Genomic DNA, 17,616 nt, shown 5'->3' on the forward strand with positions numbered 1-17,616 from the left:
TTCCCTTGGGCGGCGCAGGAGGAACATTACCCGATGGCGGACACCGCTCCAAAACGAGTTCCCCCGCGCAGCAGGGCGGGCAGCGACCCGAGACCGGTGATCCGCAGCAGCTCAGGACGGCCGCCCGCGCCGTCCCGGTCGAGCCATACGGCGCCCAGCCCGGCCGCCACGGCGCCCGCCGCGTCGATGTCCGGCTCGTTGCCCACGTGGACCACCTCTTCGGGCGGCAGCCGCAGGGCGTCGCACGCGGCGAGGAAGGCCGCGGGATCGGGCTTGTGGACGCCGATGTCGGCCGCGCACACGACGGCTTCGAACCGGCCGCGAACGCCGAGTGTCCGCAGCTTGTGATCCTGGTGACGCAGAGCCGCGTTCGACAGGATCGCGTGGCGGAAGTCCCCGGCCAACTCGTCCAGCACCGCGAGGACATCAGGGGACAGTCGCCAGGACGCCCGGTAGTGGGCCCGGTAGCCGGCGAACCACGCCTCGGCCTCGGCGTCGCTCAGCGCGGCACCGAGGAAGGCGCGGACGCGTTCCCTGCGCTGCTCGTCGAAGTCGATCTCGCCCGCCGCGAACCGGGCCCAGTGCAGCCGTGTGCTCTCCCGCCACCGCTCCAGCGCCCCGGCGGCTGGCAGCCGCTCGGCCGCCAGGTGCAGTGCCAGCCCCGCGCCCTCCGCGCCCGCGTGGTCGAACAGGGTGTCGTCCAGGTCCCAGAGCACCGCGCGGATCGGCATGCCCTCAGCGTAGGACGGCCGGCGTCCGGCCGCAGGCAGTCGCCCGTCCCGGCCCAACGTCCGCCGCCGGCGCCCGCGCTGGGGCCCGACGGCGACGAGGCGGGGCCGGCGCCCGATCGGATCGGTCGCCGGCCCCGCCTCGCATCCGCGCGCGGGGGCCCGCCGTTACGCGGTCGCCAGCTTCGCCAGGGCCGCGTCGACGCGGGCCAGGGTGCGCTCGCGGCCCAGGACCTCCAGTGACTCGAACAGCGGCAGGCCCACCGTGCGGCCCGTCACCGCGACGCGCAGCGGGGCCTGCGCCTTGCCGAGCTTGAGGCCGTGCTCCTCGCCCGCGGCGAGCAGCGCCTCCTTCAGCGGCTCGGCGGCCCACCGCGCGTCGGCGAGCTTCGCGCGCGTCGTCGTCAGCAGCGCGAGCGGGTCGCCCTTCATCGCCTTCGTCCAGGACGCCTCGTCCCACACCGGCTCGTCCAGGAAGAGGAAGTCGACGTTGGCCGTGATGTCCGACAGCACCGTGACGCGGGTCTGCGCCAGCGGCGCCAGGGCGTCGAAGGCGGCCTGGTCGAACTGCTCCGGCCGCCAGGGCGCGTGCGGGGCCGTGAGCCAGGGCGCGCACGCCTGCGTGAACGTCTTCACGTCGAGCTGACGGATGTGGTCGGCGTTGATCGCCTCGGCCTTCTTCAGGTCGAAGCGGGCCGGGTTGGCGTTGACCGCGCCGATCTCGAACGCCGCCACCATCTCGTCCATCGAGAAGATGTCCTGGTCGGCGGCGAACGACCAGCCCAGCAGGGACAGGTAGTTGAGCAGCCCGTCCGGAAGGAAACCGCGCTCACGGTAGAGGTTGAGCGATGCCTGCGGGTCGCGCTTGGACAGCTTCTTGTTGCCCTCGCCCATCACGTACGGGAGGTGGCCGAAGGCCGGCACGCCCTTGGCGAGGCCGAGCTCCATGAGCGCCCTGTACAGGGCGATCTGGCGCGGGGTGGAGGACAGCAGATCCTCGCCGCGCAGCACGTGGGTGATCTCCATCAGCGCGTCGTCGACGGGGTTGACCAGCGTGTACAGCGGGGCGCCGTTGGCGCGCACGATGCCGTAGTCCGGGACGTTGTCCGGGCTGAAGGTCAGCTCGCCGCGCACCAGGTCGATGAAGGTGACCGGCTCGTCGGGCATCCGGAAGCGGACGATGGGCCGGCGGCCCTCGGCCTCGTACGCGGCGACCTGCTCGGCGCTGAGGTCGCGGCAGTGGCCGTCGTACCCGGAGGGGCGGCCGGCCGCGCGCGCGGCCTCGCGGCGCGCGTCCAGCTCCTCCGTGGAGCAGTAGCAGTGGTACGCGTGGCCGCCGGCGAGGAGCCGCTCGGCGACGTCGCGGTAGATGTCCATGCGCTGCGACTGGCGGTACGGCGCGTGCGGGCCGCCGACCTCGGGGCCCTCGTCCCAGTCGAGGCCGAGCCAGCGCATCGCGTCGAGCAGCTGCCCGTAGGACTCCTCGGAGTCGCGCGCGGCATCCGTGTCCTCGATACGAAAGACCAGGCTGCCCCCGTTGTGCCGGGCGAAGGCCCAGTTGAACAGGGCGGTGCGGACCAGGCCCACGTGGGGGTTACCGGTCGGCGAGGGACAAAAACGTACGCGGACGGAGCCGTTAGCCACGCTTGATCACCTTGTTGGTGAGAGTGCCGATGCCTTCGATGGTGACGGCGACCTCGTCGCCGACGGAGAGCGGGCCGACGCCCGCGGGGGTGCCGGTGAGGATGACGTCGCCGGGCACCAGGGTCATGGCCTCGCTGATGTGGACGACCAGGTCCTCCACGGTGCGGATCATCTCGCTGGTGCGGCCGAGCTGCCGCTGCTCACCGTTGACCGTGCACTGCACGGTCAGGTCGGAGGGGTCGAGCTCCGTCTCCACCCAGGGGCCGAGCGGACACGAGGTGTCGAAGCCCTTGGCGCGGGCCCACTGCTTCTCGGACTTCTGCAGATCGCGGGCGGTGACGTCGTTGGCGCAGGTGTAGCCGTAGATGACGTCCTTGACGCGCTCGCGGGGCACCTCGCGGCAGAGCGTGCCGATGACCACGGCGAGTTCCGCCTCGTAGTGGACGTCATCGGAGAAGTGCGGATAGACGATCGGGTCGCCCGAGCCGATGACGGAGGTGCTGGGCTTGAAGAAGGTCATCGCCGCTTCGGGGACCTCGTTGCCCAGTTCCGCCGCGTGCTCCGCGTAGTTGCGGCCCACGGCCACGACCTTGCTGGGGAGCACCGGCGGCAGGAGGCGTACCTCGCTCAGGCGGACCTTCTTGCCACTGAGCTGGGCCCCGCTGTAGGGGACGCCCTTGATGATGTCGAGGAGCAGGCCGGCCGGGTCGCCGCCTCCCGCGTCCTCGACCGCGCCGAAGGCGACGTTGCCGTCGATGGAGAACCTGGCGATGCGCACGGTTTGCTGTCGCCCCTCACTTCACTCGCGGACCTGGTCAGGAATGTTCAGGAATCTGAACCACCAGGCTAGCGCGGTGCGGGGAGGCGGGTGCGTACCCCGGGGTGCGGCGGGCGCGCACCGCCGCGCCGCGGGCTACTCGGCGGGGGTGGCCTGCGCGGGGACGGGCGCCGTCATCAGCTGGGTGCGCCGGGGGTTGGCCGTGCGGTTCGGCACCGTGAGGGCGTACTCGGGCGCCTCCGCGGTCACGAGGTGTGTGGCGTCCGCGAGATGGGCCAGCGTGGTGCGCTTCGGGTTCGCGGTCTTCCGGAAGATCATCGTCGTCTTCATGAGGGTCTTCTGCGTCCTTGTCTCTCGCGGGGCGAGCGGGGCCGTCCGGGTCGGGGGGGGTGGTGGGATGACGTGCGACGGAGCACGAGAACCGTCTCCCGACCCATCCCTGTAAAGCGTCAGGCTAAACATCCGATTCCCGCCAAACGGACGCCCCCTCACCTTTGTTGCTGTGATTTTGCTCACCGATTGACAGACATTCGACGCAAAACTTCACCTCACAGGCCGCCATGAAAACGGTCATCTCACATCAGACAGCAGCATTCCGCTGCCGATCATGAAGACTGGGACACGTTCCAGCCCTTCACAGATGGTCCGTAATCAACCGGTTTCACCGTGATCACGTTCAACGATTCGTGACCTGGCCGTTACGCCGTGTCATACAGGTCACGGCGCTCCCGTCAGACCTTGTTGGAGATCCGGCACTGTGCTGGAATCACCCCCACCGCCGCGAGTTCCCACCCCGGCGCACACGGGCGCGTCGGAGCGTCGCGTGTGCGGAGGACGGGGAACGGCGCCGGTGACTCACGACCATCACTGGGGGGCGTCTCGCACCCCCACGACGCCGACACCGTCCTGCCGCAAGCGGTGGGACGCCTGGTCCAGAGGTTGCGACGCTAGTGCAGGGACGTTCTCAGAGGGATAGCAGTGCCGCGGCGGAGCCGGAGCCCCGCGGCGGGACCGAACGCGGCTCCTCGGCCCAGCACACCCAGAACCAGAACAGGGCGGCCAAGGCCCCGTCGGGCGAGGGCGGCCGCGTCGCGCGCCCCGGGGGCGCGAACGAACCCCCTTCGTCCGCGCCGCGGCCGACGCCCACACAGGACGCCGGGTCCCGAATAGCCCTGCGCAACTGGCGTATCAGCACCCGCCTGGTCTCCCTGCTCGCGCTGCCCGTGGTCGCCGCCACCACCCTGGGCGCCCTGCGGATCGACGACTCGATCAACGACATCCGCCAGCTCGACCACATGCAGCTGCTCACGGAGATGACCAAGGAGGCGACCAACCTCGCCGCCCAGCTCCAGGCCGAACGCGACCAGGAGGCCGGCCCGCTCAGCCACGGCGTGCCGTCCAGCGACCTGAGCATCAAGCAGCTGCGCACCCAGACCGACCGGGCCAGCAGGTCGTTCCTCGACGCGACCAACTCGATCGGCAACACCGACAGCGGCGACGACACCCTCAACAGCATCCGCGCCAACGTCAACCAGATCGCCACCCAGGTCCAGCAGATCAGCGACCTGCGCAGCGGCGCCTACGCGACGTCCGGCTCCTCCTCGCTGACCGTCGACTCCTACGACCAGCTGGTCACGTCCCTGCTGAGCCTGTCCCAGGACATGGCACAGGCCACGAACAACCCGGACATGATCAAGCGGACCCGCGCGCTCGCCGCGTTCTCGTCCGCCAAGGAGTACGCCTCCATCCAGCGCGCGATCATCGCCGCGGCGCTGCCCGCCGACCCGAAGAAGCACGTCGGAATCCTCACCAACTCCGACCGCCTCTACGGCAACGCGGCCTCCAAGAAGGAGGCGAACGAGCTCACCACGTTCCGCTCCCTCTACGAGTCGATGGGCGGCAACGCCGAGGAGCTGATGGCGCCCCTGGAGGGCCAGGGCAGCCCCGAGATCCAGGCGGCCGACGACTACGAGAACCGTGTCCTCGGCGGCCCCGACGGCCTCGCGAACCAGCCCAACCGCAGCTACGAGGACTGGATCGACCAGGCCTCGGTGCGCATCAACACGATGAAGACCATCGAGTCCACACTGCTGGGCCAGATGGAGACCAAGGCGACGCAGCTGCGCGAGCAGTCGCAGCGTGACGCCATCATCAACGGTGCGCTGATCCTGCTCGTCCTCGGTGTCTCGCTGGTCGGCGCGTTCATCGTCGCCCGGTCCATGATCCGCTCGCTGCGCAGGCTCCAGGACACGGCGACCAAGGTCGCCCAGGACCGCCTGCCCGAACTGGTCAAGCAGCTCACCGAGACCGACCCGCAGGACGTCGACACGTCCGTCGAGTCCGTCGGTGTCCACTCCCGGGACGAGATCGGCCAGGTGGCCGCGGCCTTCGACAACGTGCACCGCGAGGCCGTCCGGCTCGCCGCCGAGCAGGCCCTCCTGCGGGGCAACGTCAACGCGATGTTCACGAACCTCTCGCGCCGCAGCCAGGGCCTCATCCAGCGCCAGCTCTCGCTCATCTCCGAACTGGAGTCCCGCGAGGCCGACCCGGACCAGTTGTCCTCGCTGTTCAAGCTCGACCACCTCGCGACCCGCATGCGCCGCAACGGCGAGAACCTGCTGGTCCTCGCCGGTGAGGAGCCGGGCCGCCGCTGGACCCGCCCCGTGCCGCTGGTCGACGTGCTGCGCGCCGCCGCGTCCGAGGTGGAGCAGTACGAGCGCATCGAACTGGCGGCCGTGCCCGCGACCGAGGTCGCGGGACGCGTCGTCAACGACCTCGTCCACCTGCTCGCCGAGCTGCTGGAGAACGCGACGTCGTTCTCCTCCCCGCAGACCAAGGTCCGCGTCACCGGTCACGCGCTGCCCGACGGGCGCGTCCTGGTGGAGATCCACGACACCGGTATCGGCCTGTCCCCCGAGGACCTGGCCGCGATCAACGAGCGGCTGGCCTCGCCGCCGACCGTGGACGTCTCCGTCTCGCGCCGCATGGGCCTGTTCGTGGTCGGCCGGCTGTCCCTGAGGCACGGCATCCGCATCCAGCTGCGGCCCTCCGACTCGGGCGGTACGACGGCACTCGTCATGCTGCCCGTCGACGTCGCGCAGGGCGGCAAGAAGGCTCCTGGCAAGCCCGGCGCCGCCACCCAGGCCCCGAACGTCCCCGCCGCCCGTCTCACGACCGGGCCCGGAGCGGCCCCGTCCGGCGGCGGCAGCAGGCCCGGTCTCGGCGCGGGCACCGGTGGTGGGCTCGCGGGCCTCGGCGCCGGTGGCAACCGGCTGGGCGCGGGTACGGGCAAGGGTTCAGGCGCGGGCGCCCCGCGCGGTCAGGTCGGCGCCGGCGCGAGCCCGCGTGCGGCGCTGCCCGCACGGGACGCGACGCAGCAGGGCGGGCCGAACGGCGCGCCCCGCAACGGCTCCTCGCAGGACTCCGGCGCCCAGGACCGGGGCGCGGGCTCGGCCAGCCTCTTCGCGCAGAACGCGTTCGGTTCGGGCCAGCCCGGGCAGGGCGCGGCTCCCGGGAACCGGCCGGGCCAGGGCGCGGGCTACGACCAGGGCCCCGCCACCGCGCAGATGCCGGCCATCGGCGGCGGCGCGAGCCGCCCCGAGCCCGCCGGGTTCGACCGCGGCCAGGGCGGCCAGGGCGGCCCCGCGCCGCAGAACGGTCTGAACCGACGCGACCGGGCCCTGCCCGTGCGCGACGACGTCTTCGGCTCCGGCGCGCCCCGCGCGGCGGCGCCCCAGGCCGGCCCCGCCGATCAGGATGCCCGCAACGGTTTCAGCGGCCAGGCACAGAACGCCTTCGCCCCGCAGGGCGAGCGCCCTGGCACCTCCGGCGGCCCCGGCGACCGGCAGCTGCCGCCGCCCGGAGCCCCGCGTGCCGAACTTCCCGGCGGTTCCCGCGCCAACGCGGGCAGCAACCGGCAGAAGCAGATGCCGCTGCGCCCCTCGCTCGACGCGCCGCGCGGCCACGAGGAGCCGGACGCGAACCGGTTCGCCCGGCCGGCCGCCGGACGCCCGGCGCCCCGCCAGGACGACCGGCAGGGTCCCGGCTCCACCTCCGAGTTCGCCCGGCCCGACTTCGGCGCCCCGCGCCAGGACCGGGGCGCGCCGCCCAGGGAGCCCGTACGCGGTCCCCAGGCGGGGGCGCAGGGCCGGCAGGGACCCCAGCAGGGCCCTCAGGACCCCGCGGCCACCGGCCAGTTCGCCCGCCAGGACCCGAACGCGCCGCGCCCGCAGTACGACACGCGCGGCGGATACGCCCCGCAGCAGCAGGGCTACGACCCGGGCGGCCAGGGCAACGCGAACGCGTACGGCCAGGGACGGCAGCAGGCCCACGACACCAGGCAGCACCCGGTCAACGACCCGAACGCGCGTTCCCCGTATGACACGGGGCAGCACCCGGTCCACGACCCCTCCCGGAACCCGGCGTACGGCAACGACGCCGCGTACGGCGGTCAGGCGCCCGCGCCGGCCGGCTACGACGCGGCGCCCGCCGGCTACGACACCGGTCAGCAGCAGGTCCCCGGCCACCAGCAGAACCAGCAGAGCCAGCAGCAGGGTTACCAGGCACAGCAGCAGGGCTACCAGGCGCAGTACAACCGGCAGGGCGGCGTGCCGCAGCAGCCGCAGGAACGGCGCCCGCAGCACCCGGAGGCGCTGCCGCCGGCGCCCGGTCCCGGCGACGGCCGCACCCCGCTGTACGACACGCTGGAGACGAACTGGTTCCGCGGCGCGGGCCAGAACGGCGACAACGGGGCAGGCCAGAACACCGGCCACCCGGACGCCCAGGCACGGGGCGAGGCCCCGCGGCAGGACGCGGGGTACGGCGGCGAGCAGCGGCACGAGCCGCGGCGGCAGCCGGACGGCGCCCGCCCGGCGATGCCGCGGCGCGACCCCGGCAGCGGCCTGCGCGGCGAACCGGCCGCGGACGATCCCCTGTTCGGCCCTGCCCCCACGCAGAGCGGCGCGAACGGCGGGGCCCCGGCCCCGACCGGTCCCGCGCCGAACTCGGCGTGGCGGGCATCGCCGAACGACGAACTGGTGCGGCAGGCCGAGCGGGTCAGGAAGCCCGCGGCCGGCGGCATCACCACCTCGGGCCTGCCCCGCCGGGTCCCGCGCGCCAATCTGGTGCCGGGGACCGCGCAGGAGCAGAGCACACAGACCGGCCCGCAGGTGTCCCGTGCACCCGCGGACGTCCGGGGCCGGCTGACCAACCTCCGCCGGGGAATCCAGCAGGGCCGAAGCGCCGGCGCCGGTGGTACCAACGGCGGCGGTTTCGACTTCGGCCCCTCTCACCAGCAGGAGCGTCCGTGAGTCCGATGAGTCAGGCTGCACAGAACCTGAACTGGTTGATCACGAACTTCGTGGACAACACCCCTGGGGTGTCCCACACGGTCGTGGTCTCCGCCGATGGGCTGCTGCTGGCCATGTCGGAAGGTTTCCCACGGGACCGGGCCGACCAGCTCGCCGCCGTGGCGTCCGGGTTGACCTCGCTGACCGCGGGCGCCTCCCGGATCTTCGAAGGCGGCCCGGTCAACCAGACCGTGGTGGAGATGGAACGCGGTTTCCTCTTCCTGATGTCCGTCTCCGACGGATCCTCGCTGGCCGTGCTCGCCCACCCCGAGTGCGACATCGGCCTCGTCGGATACGAGATGGCGCTCCTCGTCGACCGGGCGGGCACGGTCCTCACGCCGGACCTGCGCGCCGAGCTCCAGGGAAGCCTGTTGCACTGAGCCTCCCGCAGGAACCGCCCCACCTCACCAACCGTCAGGCCGCCGAGCCGTCCCCCCACCGGCCACAGAGACGGCACGCAGACACCTTGCTGTCACGCCCGGAGGATTCATGACCCCGCCCACCGCCTCTCACGATCCGTACGGCGCCTCGGTGGACGCCAGTTACGGACCTGAGGGTGACCAGCCGCTGGTACGTCCGTATGCGATGACCGGCGGCCGCACCAGGCCCCGGTACCAACTCGCCATCGAAGCGCTGGTCAGCACCACGGCGGACCCCGCCCACCTCGCCACTCTGCTCCCCGAGCACCAGCGGATCTGCCACCTGTGCCGTGAGGTCAAGTCGGTCGCCGAGGTGTCCGCGCTGCTCAGCATGCCGCTCGGCGTGGCGCGCATCCTGGTGGCGGACCTGGCCGAGGCGGGCATGGTCGCCATCCACCAGCCGGGCAACGGCGAAGCCGGCGGCGCCCCCGACGTGACACTGCTCGAAAGGGTGCTCAGTGGACTTCGCAAGCTCTAGTGAGGCGGCGACCGCCCGTTCGACCACCAGCGCGAAGATCGTGGTGGCGGGCGGATTCGGCGTGGGCAAAACCACGTTCGTCGGCGCCGTCTCAGAGATCAACCCGCTGCGTACCGAAGCCGTCATGACCAGCGCCTCCGCCGGCATCGACGACCTCACCCACACCGGAGACAAGACCACCACCACCGTGGCCATGGACTTCGGACGCATCACCCTCGACCAGGACCTCATCCTCTACCTCTTCGGCACCCCCGGCCAGGACCGCTTCTGGTTCATGTGGGACGACCTCGTACGCGGCGCCATCGGCGCCATCGTCCTCGTCGACACCCGCCGCCTCGCCGACTGCTTCCCCGCCGTCGACTACTTCGAAAACTCAGGACTCCCCTTCGTCATCGCCCTCAACGGCTTCGACGGCCACCAGCCCTACACCCCCGAAGAAGTACGCGAAGCACTCCAGATCGGCCCCGACGCGCCGATCATCACCACCGACGCCCGCCACCGCGCCGACGCCAAGAGCGGCCTGATCACCCTCGTCGAACACGCCCTCATGGCACGACTCAAATAGTCTTCTGCCTACGGCAGTTGCTGTACGTGGCGACAGTGGTGGGCTGTGTCTTCGGACACGGCCCGCCTCTGTGTTCATAACGTTTCGACAGAGAATTCACGGTGTTCGGCCACGCGTTGCGGTCGCCCGGCTCCCCTGCGCTCACCTGCGTTCGGCCTTTTGGCGGCACTCGTCCCTTACGCCCGCTTTATCTGAGGCCTGGATCACTCGGAATGGCTGATTCCCGCTGTTTGGAACACAGCCGTGACACATGCTGGAATTCGACGGCTCCCGAGTGGTTGCGTTACGGCCCCGAAACGAAACACGGCACAGCGCAGGTGCCGTCGCCGAGAGGTTGTTGGTCGAGTGAGGCGAAGCAGGACGAGCTCCGCTAAGGAGGCACGGGGCGACGCCGCCCCGGCGCCGCGCGCGGCGGTGCCGTCGCGCACCGCCGCCCCGGCGACCGGCAGTTCCAGCCGCTTCGCGCCACGCAACTGGCGTGTTCCGACGCGGCTGAACGCGATCCTCCTGCTACCGGTGCTCGTCGGCCTCGTGATGGGCGGCTTCCAGGTCAAGGGGTCCATCGACACCTGGCGCGAGGCGCAGGACGCCGAGCGCACGGCCCGCGTGGTGGGGGCCGCCTCGAACTACAGCCAGGCCCTGCTCAACGAGCGCGACCTGTCCGCGCAGCCGCTGCTGACCGGTCATCGCGACGACCCGGTCGTCACCCGCACCAGGGCCGCGACCGACCAGGCGAAGAAGCGGTTCGACGCCGCGGTCACGGACATGCCGCACGAGGCACGCCTGGAGCGCCGCCTGAGCCTGTTCCGCAGCGTGGAGCCCCGGCTCGCCCAGCTGCGCGAGGCCGCGTACACCGACACGATCGAGACACCCGACAAGAGCGACGGCCACGGCGGACCCGTGGCGACGCAGGAGGGCTACGTCCAGGTCCAGCACTCCCTGATGGAGTTCTCCAACGAACTCGGCCTCGGGACCGGCAACATCACCAGCTACGGCCGCACGCTGTACGCGATCCAGCTGGCCAAGGCCGCCGAGTCGCTCCAGCGCTCGATCGGCATGGAACTGCTCGTCCGCCCCAACGAGAAGCCGGACGTCAGGCCCGGGCAGCTGGTCGCCCTCAACTCGTACGCCTACCTGGAGGGCATCTCCGTCGAGGAGTACGAGTCCGGCGGCACGGCGGCCGACACGACCCGCCTGACCGACGTGATGAAGAAGGTCGCGTCCGAGGACCCGCCGAAGGGCTCCTCGCCCGCCGACGTCACTCCCCCGACGAGCGCCGGCGGCTCCGTGCTCGACGGCATGGTCGCGGCGATCGGCTCCGGGAAGAGCCCCAAGGACCTCGCGGCCAAGGGCATCACCCCGACGACCTGGATGGCGGCCTCCACCGCCAAGTTCGACGGCTACACCACGATCGAGAACGGCCTGGTCGGCAAGGCGGTGACCGACGCGGGCGACATCGCCTCCCACGCCCGGCGCACGGCCGTCCTCAACGGCGCCGGGGTACTGCTCGCGCTGCTCCTCGCGTTCGTCATCGCCGCGCTCATGGCGCGGCAGATGAGCCGCGCGATGCGGACGCTGCGCACGGCCGCCTTCGGCATCGCCGAGCAGCGGCTGCCGATGATGGTCGACCAGCTCTCGCGCACCGGAGCGAACGCGCACCCGGACCAGATGGCGACGCGCGTCGCCGCCATCCCGATCGACTCGCGCGACGAGATCGGCGAGGTCGCCCGCGCCTTCGACCAGGTGCACCGGGAAGCGGTGCGGCTCGCCGCCGAGCAGGCGATGCTGCGCGGAAACGTCAATGCCATCTTCACGAACCTCTCCCGGCGCAACCAGTCGCTGATCGAGGGACAGCTCACGCTGATCACCGAGCTGGAGAACCACGAGGGCGAGCCCGAGCAGCTGGAAAGCCTGTTCAAGCTCGATCACCTCGCGACCCGGATGCGCCGCAACGGCGAGAACCTGCTGGTCCTCGCCGGCGAGGAGCCCGGCCGCCGGTGGAACCAGCCGGTGCCGCTGGTCGACGTGCTGCGCGCCGCCGCCTCCGAGGTCGAGTCGTACGACCGGATCGAGCTCGCGGGCGTCCCCGAGACCGAGATACACGGGCAGTCCGTGACCGACCTGGTGCACCTGCTCGCCGAGTTGCTGGAGAACGCGACGACGTTCTCCTCGCCGCAGACGAAGGTGCGGGTGACCGCGACCCGGCTGCCGGACAGCCGGCTGATGATCGAGATCCACGACAAGGGCATCGGCCTGACCGCGGAGAACTTCGCGGACATCAACCACAAGCTGGCGAACCCGCCGACCGTGGACGTCGCCGTGTCGCAGCGCATGGGCCTGTTCGTGGTCGGCCGCCTCGCCGACCGGCACGGCATACGCGTGCAGCTGCGTCCCTCGGGCGAACAGGCGGGCACCACCTCACTGGTGATGCTGCCGGACGCGATCACCCACGGCGGCGGCGGCGAGAGTGCGGCGCCCGAGCAGGGGTTCACCGTCTCCGGGATCATCCCGGAGCAGCCCGCGGCCCTGACCCGCGGCCCCGTGTACGGCGGGTCCGCGGCCCTGACCGCCGCGGAGCTCGGCTTCGACGACTCGCGCTACGACCAGGGCGCCGCGCCGGGGGCCCGCACGCTCGACCCGGTCAACCGCACGCTGATGCGTGAGGAGCGGCGCGCGGCCCTGGAGGCGAGGCCTGAGCCGCCCGCCGCGCTCGCACCGGGCTCCCTGGGCGCGACGGCCGGAGCGGGAACCCCCGACGGCCCGGCGCCTTTCCAGGAACAGCAGTTCGGGGCGTACGGGCAGCAGCAGGGCTACGCACCGGAGTCGTACGGCGGGCAGCAGCAGACATCGGACCCGTACGGCGGGCAGCAGCAGGCACCGGACCCGTACGGCGACGGCAGGCCCTACGGCGACCCGCACGACCAGGGGCAACAGGGGTACGCGCAGCCGCAGCAGGGCGCGGCCTACGGCGACTACGTGCAGGGGGCCGCCTATCCGGCGGCCGACGCCTACAGCGCACCGCAGACGTACGAGACGCCGGGCGGCTACCCGTCCCAGGAGACGTACGAGACCCAGGATCCCTACCGGGGCACCGACTCCTACGGCGCCCCCGCCGGATACGACGACCAGCCCGGCACCGCGCGTCCACAAGGACTCCACGAAAGCGGCACCGCGCTCGGCGCGCCGGGCGCCGACGGCTTCGACACCGGCTCCCAGCAGGGCGAGTGGGCGAACTCCGGTACGTACCAGCAGGCCTACCCGGTCGCACCGGAGCAGGACCAGAACACCGCTTCCGACACGGACGGCGGTGACGACGGGCACGCCGGCTCCGAGCGTTCGGGTCCCGGCCCCTCCCCCAGCGCCAGCCACACGCTCACCGACGCGGGCCTGCCGCGCCGGGGGGCGGCCAAGCCGCGGCAGGGATGGGCGGCCACCACCCAGGACCACGACACCGCCGCCGCGGGACAGTCCCCGCAGGCGGCGTCCGATGGGCACAATGGACCCGGTGAGGCGGACGGCTCCGAGGAACCGCGCTCGACGAACGACGAGCGCTTTCGCCGGGCCGGCAAGCTGCGCGATCCGAAGGCAGGCGGGGTCACCTCGTCGGGGCTGCCGAAGCGGGTACCGAAGGCCAACCTGGTCGAGGGTTCCGCGGAGCAGGCCCCGAAGGACGGTCCGCAGGTCTCCCGGGCGCCCGAGGACGTACGCGGCAGGCTCAGCAACCTGCGCAGCGGCGTCCAGCGCGGCCGCGCGGGAGCGGACACGAACAGACCCGGCCCCGGCCCGGGCAGTACCTACAACCAGGAGCGTTAGTGTGAGCCCGATGAGCCAGGCGGCGCAGAATCTCAACTGGTTGATCACCAATTTCGTGGACAACACCCCCGGGGTGTCCCACACGGTGGTGGTCTCAGCCGACGGACTCCTGCTGGCCATGTCCGACGGCTTCCCGCGCGACCGTGCCGATCAGCTCGCCGCCGTGGCGTCCGGGCTGACGTCGCTGACCGCGGGCGCCTCCCGGATCTTCGAAGGCGGCGCCGTCAACCAGACAGTTGTGGAGATGGAGCGCGGTTTCCTCTTCATCATGTCCGTCTCCGACGGTTCGTCACTTGCCGTACTGGCCCACCCCGAGGCGGACATCGGGCTGGTCGGATACGAGATGGCACTTCTCGTCGACCGCGCGGGCACGGTTCTTACACCGGACCTCCGCGCCGAACTCCAAGGAAGTCTTCTCAACTGACAGACAGTGCGCTCCCCGCCACCGCACCATTAAAGTGCGGTGGCGCGGCTCCGCAGCGATGCGGGACCGGCAGCCGGCAGTCGGAGGAGGAAAAGTGGCGACACCCCCAGACGGGTACCCCCATGAGGGGACCCGGCGTTACCCCGATGCACCGGGCCCGCAGCACTCCGGGCCCGGCGCTGCGGCGGCGGGTGGCTATCCCGACGGCGGCTCGTACCAGGGCGCACATCCGGGCAGCGCGCGGCACGGCGCCCCACAGCAGGGCGGACCCCGGCACGGTGGACCGTACCCGGGGCCCTACCCGGGCGTGCACCCGAGCGGTGCGCAGCCCGGTGGCACGTACCAGGGCGGGCCCGGCGGGCCCTACCCGGGCGGCCAGGGAGGCCGTCAGGGCGGGCCTTCGGGCCCCCAGGGCGGCCGGAACGACCCCTACCAGGGCGTTCAGCAACCGCAGGGGCCCTTCGAGCGCCCCCGCATCCAGCCGATCGCTCCCCGGCGGGCTCCCGAGCCCACCAGGGAGCCCATGGGGCCGCACAACCCCTTGGTGCGTCCGTATGCCATGACGGGTGGCCGCACCAGGCCCCGTTACCAGCTCGCCATGGAGGCGCTGGTCAGCACCACGGCAGAACTCTCCTCTCTGCACGGGCAGTTGCCCGAGCACCAGCGGATCTGCCGGCTCTGCATCGAGGTCAAGTCGGTCGCCGAGATTTCGGCGCTGCTCTCGATTCCCCTCGGCGTCACCCGGATTCTCGTAGCCGACCTGGCGGAGGCCGGACTTGTCGCCATCCATCAGCCCGGCGGGGACGAGTCCGCCGGCGGTCAACCAGATGTGACACTGCTCGAAAGGGTGCTCAGTGGACTTCGCAAGCTCTAGCGGCGCAGCGACCGCCCGCTCAACCACCAGCGCGAAGATCGTGGTGGCGGGCGGATTCGGCGTGGGCAAAACCACGTTCGTCGGCGCCGTCTCAGAGATCAACCCGCTGCGTACCGAAGCCGTCATGACCAGCGCCTCCGCCGGCATCGACGACCTCACCCACACCGGAGACAAGACCACCACCACCGTGGCCATGGACTTCGGACGCATCACCCTCGACCAGGACCTCATCCTCTACCTCTTCGGCACCCCCGGCCAGGACCGCTTCTGGTTCATGTGGGACGACCTCGTACGCGGCGCCATCGGCGCCATCGTCCTCGTCGACACCCGCCGCCTCGCCGACTGCTTCCCCGCCGTCGACTACTTCGAAAACTCAGGACTCCCCTTCGTCATCGCCCTCAACGGCTTCGACGGCCACCAGCCCTACACCCCCGAAGAAGTACGCGAAGCACTCCAGATCGGCCCCGACACCCCCATCATCACCACCGACGCCCGCCACCGCGCCGACGCCAAGAGCGGCCTGATCACCCTCGTCGAACACGCCCTCATGGCACGACTGCGCTGATGCCGTGAGGTGAGCAACGCGAAAGGGCCCCGCACTCCGAGGAGTACGGGGCCCTTCGCGTGGGTGAAGCGCCGGCGCTCGCGGGGTTCGCGAGCGCCGGGCGGTTCAGCCCTGCCAGCTGTGCGGGGCGCGGAAGCCCGGGGTGCGCTCCAGGCGGCGCCAGCCGGCGACCGAGCGGCCCCGGCCGGCCGGGACGGCCGTGTCGGTGGCCGAGGCGCGGGCGATGAGCACCGCGGTGATCGCGGCGAGTTCCTCGGCGTCGGCCTGGCCCTTCTCGACGCGCAGCAGGGAGGCGGAGGTTATGTCGTTCATGGGTACCTGTCTCCGTGAGTCGGTCGCGGGCGTCACTGCGGGGGGTTGCCGTGCTTGCGCGACGGCAGGTCCGCGTGCTTGGTGCGCAGCATCGCGAGGGCGCTCACCAGGACCTCGCGAGTCTCCGCGGGGTCGATGACGTCGTCGACGAGGCCGCGCTCGGCCGCGTAGTACGGGTGCATGAGTTCGGCCTTGTACTCCTTGACCATGCGCGAGCGCATGACCTCGGGGTCCTCGGCGTCGGCGATCTGGCGCCGGAAGATCACGTTCGCCGCGCCCTCCGCGCCCATCACGGCGATCTCGTTGGTGGGCCAGGCATAGGTGAGGTCGGCGCCGATGGACTGCGAGTCCATGACGATGTACGCGCCGCCGTACGCCTTGCGCAGGATGACCGAGATGCGCGGCACGGTCGCGTTGCAGTACGCGTACAGCAGCTTGGCGCCGTGCCGGATGATGCCGCCGTGCTCCTGGTCGACGCCGGGCAGGAAGCCCGGTACGTCGAGGAGGGTGATGATCGGGATGTTGAAGGCGTCACACATCTGGACGAATCGCGCGGCCTTCTCGGAGGCCTCGATGTCCAGCACGCCGGCCAGGGACTGGGGCTGGTTGGCGACGATGCCGACGACCTGCCCTCCCATCCGTCCCAGCGCGCAGATGATGTTGGTGGCCCAGCGCTCGTGGACCTCCAGGAAGTCGCCGTCGTCGACGAGCTCCTCGATCACCTTGCGCATGTCGTACGGGCGGTTGCCGTCGACGGGCACCAGGTCGAGGAGGGTGTCGGAGTGCCGGTCCGCCGGGTCGTCGGTGTCGGCGGCCGGTGGGTTCTCGCGGTTGTTCTGCGGGAGCAGCGACAGGAGGTAGCGCACCTCCGTGATGCAGGTCTCCTCGTCGTCGTACGCGAAGTGGCAGACGCCGGAGGTCTCCGCGTGGACGTCCGCGCCGCCCAGGCCGTTCTGGGTGATCGACTCACCGGTGACGGCCTTGACCACGTCGGGGCCGGTGATGAACATCTGCGAGGTCTCGCGGACCATGAACACGAAGTCGGTGAGGGCCGGGCTGTAGGCGGCGCCGCCCGCGCACGGGCCGAGCATCACGCTGATCTGCGGGATGACACCGGAGGCGCGGGTGTTGCGCTGGAAGATGCCGCCGTACCCGGCGAGCGCGGAGACGCCCTCCTGGATGCGGGCGCCGGCGCCGTCGTTCAGCGACACCAGGGGCGCGCCGGCCGAGATGGCCATGTCCATGATCTTGTGGATCTTGGTGGCGTGGGCCTCGCCGAGCGCGCCGCCGAAGATCCGGAAGTCGTGGGCGTAGACGAAGACCGTACGGCCCTCGACGGTGCCCCAGCCGGTGATGACACCGTCCGTGTACGGCTTCTTCTCCTCCAGCCCGAACCCGGTCGCCCGGTGCCGGCGCAACTGCTCGACCTCCCGGAACGATCCCTCGTCGAGCAGCAGTGCGATGCGCTCGCGCGCCGTCAGCTTGCCCTTGGCGTGCTGCGCCTCGGTCGCCCGGTCGCTGGGGCCTCGGCGGGCTCGCTCGCGCAGAGCCCGCAGTTCCTCGACGCGCCCCCTGGCATCGGCGGGCTCGCCAGAGATCTCCTCCACTACGGTCATGTACCAACCCTACGAATAGCGCCGCATTGCGCGCGCCGTGGATTCCTCACAG

The 17,616-nt window shown here is 71.5% G+C and carries 14 protein-coding genes; 8 read left to right on the forward strand and 6 right to left on the reverse strand.

Features of this window, described 5'->3' with window-relative positions; all coding sequences use genetic code 11:
* Nucleotides 1-26: 26 nt before the first annotated feature.
* The 4 genes from OG310_RS09585 to OG310_RS09600 form a co-directional block, all read right to left on the reverse strand.
* Complete coding sequence (locus tag OG310_RS09585) at nt 27-731, reverse strand: HAD family hydrolase (RefSeq protein WP_329455455.1); 705 nt, start codon at nt 729-731, stop codon at nt 27-29.
* Between the two features lie 165 nt (nt 732-896).
* Nucleotides 897-2,372: a glutamate--tRNA ligase gene (gene gltX, locus OG310_RS09590; protein WP_329455456.1), complete on the reverse strand. Its 1,476-nt coding sequence runs from the start codon at nt 2,370-2,372 to the stop codon at nt 897-899.
* On the reverse strand, nt 2,365-3,150 hold the full coding sequence (locus OG310_RS09595; protein WP_329455457.1) for a fumarylacetoacetate hydrolase family protein: 786 nt from the start codon (nt 3,148-3,150) through the stop codon (nt 2,365-2,367). Before OG310_RS09595 ends, gltX begins: the two co-directional genes overlap by 8 nt.
* A 135-nt stretch (nt 3,151-3,285) precedes the next feature.
* The gene (locus OG310_RS09600) at nt 3,286-3,480 is read right to left on the reverse strand and encodes a hypothetical protein (protein ID WP_329455458.1); all 195 of its coding nucleotides are present in this window, start codon (nt 3,478-3,480) and stop codon (nt 3,286-3,288) included.
* A gap of 620 nt (nt 3,481-4,100) precedes the next feature.
* Here OG310_RS09600 and OG310_RS09605 point away from each other — a divergent pair.
* The 8 genes from OG310_RS09605 (at nt 4,101) to OG310_RS09640 (ending at nt 15,636) form a co-directional block, all read left to right on the forward strand.
* Nucleotides 4,101-8,459 (forward strand): sensor histidine kinase, encoded by a 4,359-nt coding sequence (locus OG310_RS09605; protein WP_329455459.1) that lies wholly within the window; start codon nt 4,101-4,103, stop codon nt 8,457-8,459.
* 5 nt (nt 8,460-8,464) lie between these two features.
* Nucleotides 8,465-8,878: a roadblock/LC7 domain-containing protein gene (locus tag OG310_RS09610; protein WP_030351794.1), complete on the forward strand. Its 414-nt coding sequence runs from the start codon at nt 8,465-8,467 to the stop codon at nt 8,876-8,878.
* Between the two features lie 109 nt (nt 8,879-8,987).
* Complete coding sequence (locus tag OG310_RS09615) at nt 8,988-9,395, forward strand: DUF742 domain-containing protein (RefSeq protein ID WP_225012903.1); 408 nt, start codon at nt 8,988-8,990, stop codon at nt 9,393-9,395.
* Entirely contained in the window at nt 9,376-9,960 is a 585-nt protein-coding gene (locus OG310_RS09620) for a GTP-binding protein (RefSeq protein WP_329455460.1), read from the forward strand. Before OG310_RS09615 ends, OG310_RS09620 begins: the two co-directional genes overlap by 20 nt.
* 345 nt (nt 9,961-10,305) lie before the next feature.
* Entirely contained in the window at nt 10,306-13,773 is a 3,468-nt protein-coding gene (locus tag OG310_RS09625; RefSeq protein WP_329455461.1) for a sensor histidine kinase, read from the forward strand.
* Between the two features lie 10 nt (nt 13,774-13,783).
* Nucleotides 13,784-14,197, forward strand: coding sequence for a roadblock/LC7 domain-containing protein (locus tag OG310_RS09630; protein ID WP_329460096.1), 414 nt, complete (start codon nt 13,784-13,786; stop codon nt 14,195-14,197).
* 94 nt (nt 14,198-14,291) lie between these two features.
* On the forward strand, nt 14,292-15,071 hold the full coding sequence (locus OG310_RS09635) for a DUF742 domain-containing protein (RefSeq protein ID WP_329455462.1): 780 nt from the start codon (nt 14,292-14,294) through the stop codon (nt 15,069-15,071).
* The gene (locus OG310_RS09640; RefSeq protein WP_225012907.1) at nt 15,052-15,636 is read left to right on the forward strand and encodes a GTP-binding protein; all 585 of its coding nucleotides are present in this window, start codon (nt 15,052-15,054) and stop codon (nt 15,634-15,636) included. Before OG310_RS09635 ends, OG310_RS09640 begins: the two co-directional genes overlap by 20 nt.
* 105 nt (nt 15,637-15,741) lie before the next feature.
* Here the strand turns inward: OG310_RS09640 and OG310_RS09645 are convergent, their stop codons facing one another.
* Both OG310_RS09645 and OG310_RS09650 read right to left on the reverse strand, forming a co-directional pair.
* Nucleotides 15,742-15,948: an acyl-CoA carboxylase subunit epsilon gene (locus OG310_RS09645; protein ID WP_329455463.1), complete on the reverse strand. Its 207-nt coding sequence runs from the start codon at nt 15,946-15,948 to the stop codon at nt 15,742-15,744.
* Nucleotides 15,949-15,980: 32 nt separating this feature from the next.
* Entirely contained in the window at nt 15,981-17,564 is a 1,584-nt protein-coding gene (locus OG310_RS09650; protein ID WP_329455464.1) for an acyl-CoA carboxylase subunit beta, read from the reverse strand.
* Nucleotides 17,565-17,616 lie beyond the last annotated feature (52 nt).

The organism is Streptomyces sp. NBC_01497 (assembly GCF_036250695.1).
In the GTDB taxonomy this organism is placed as follows: domain Bacteria; phylum Actinomycetota; class Actinomycetes; order Streptomycetales; family Streptomycetaceae; genus Streptomyces.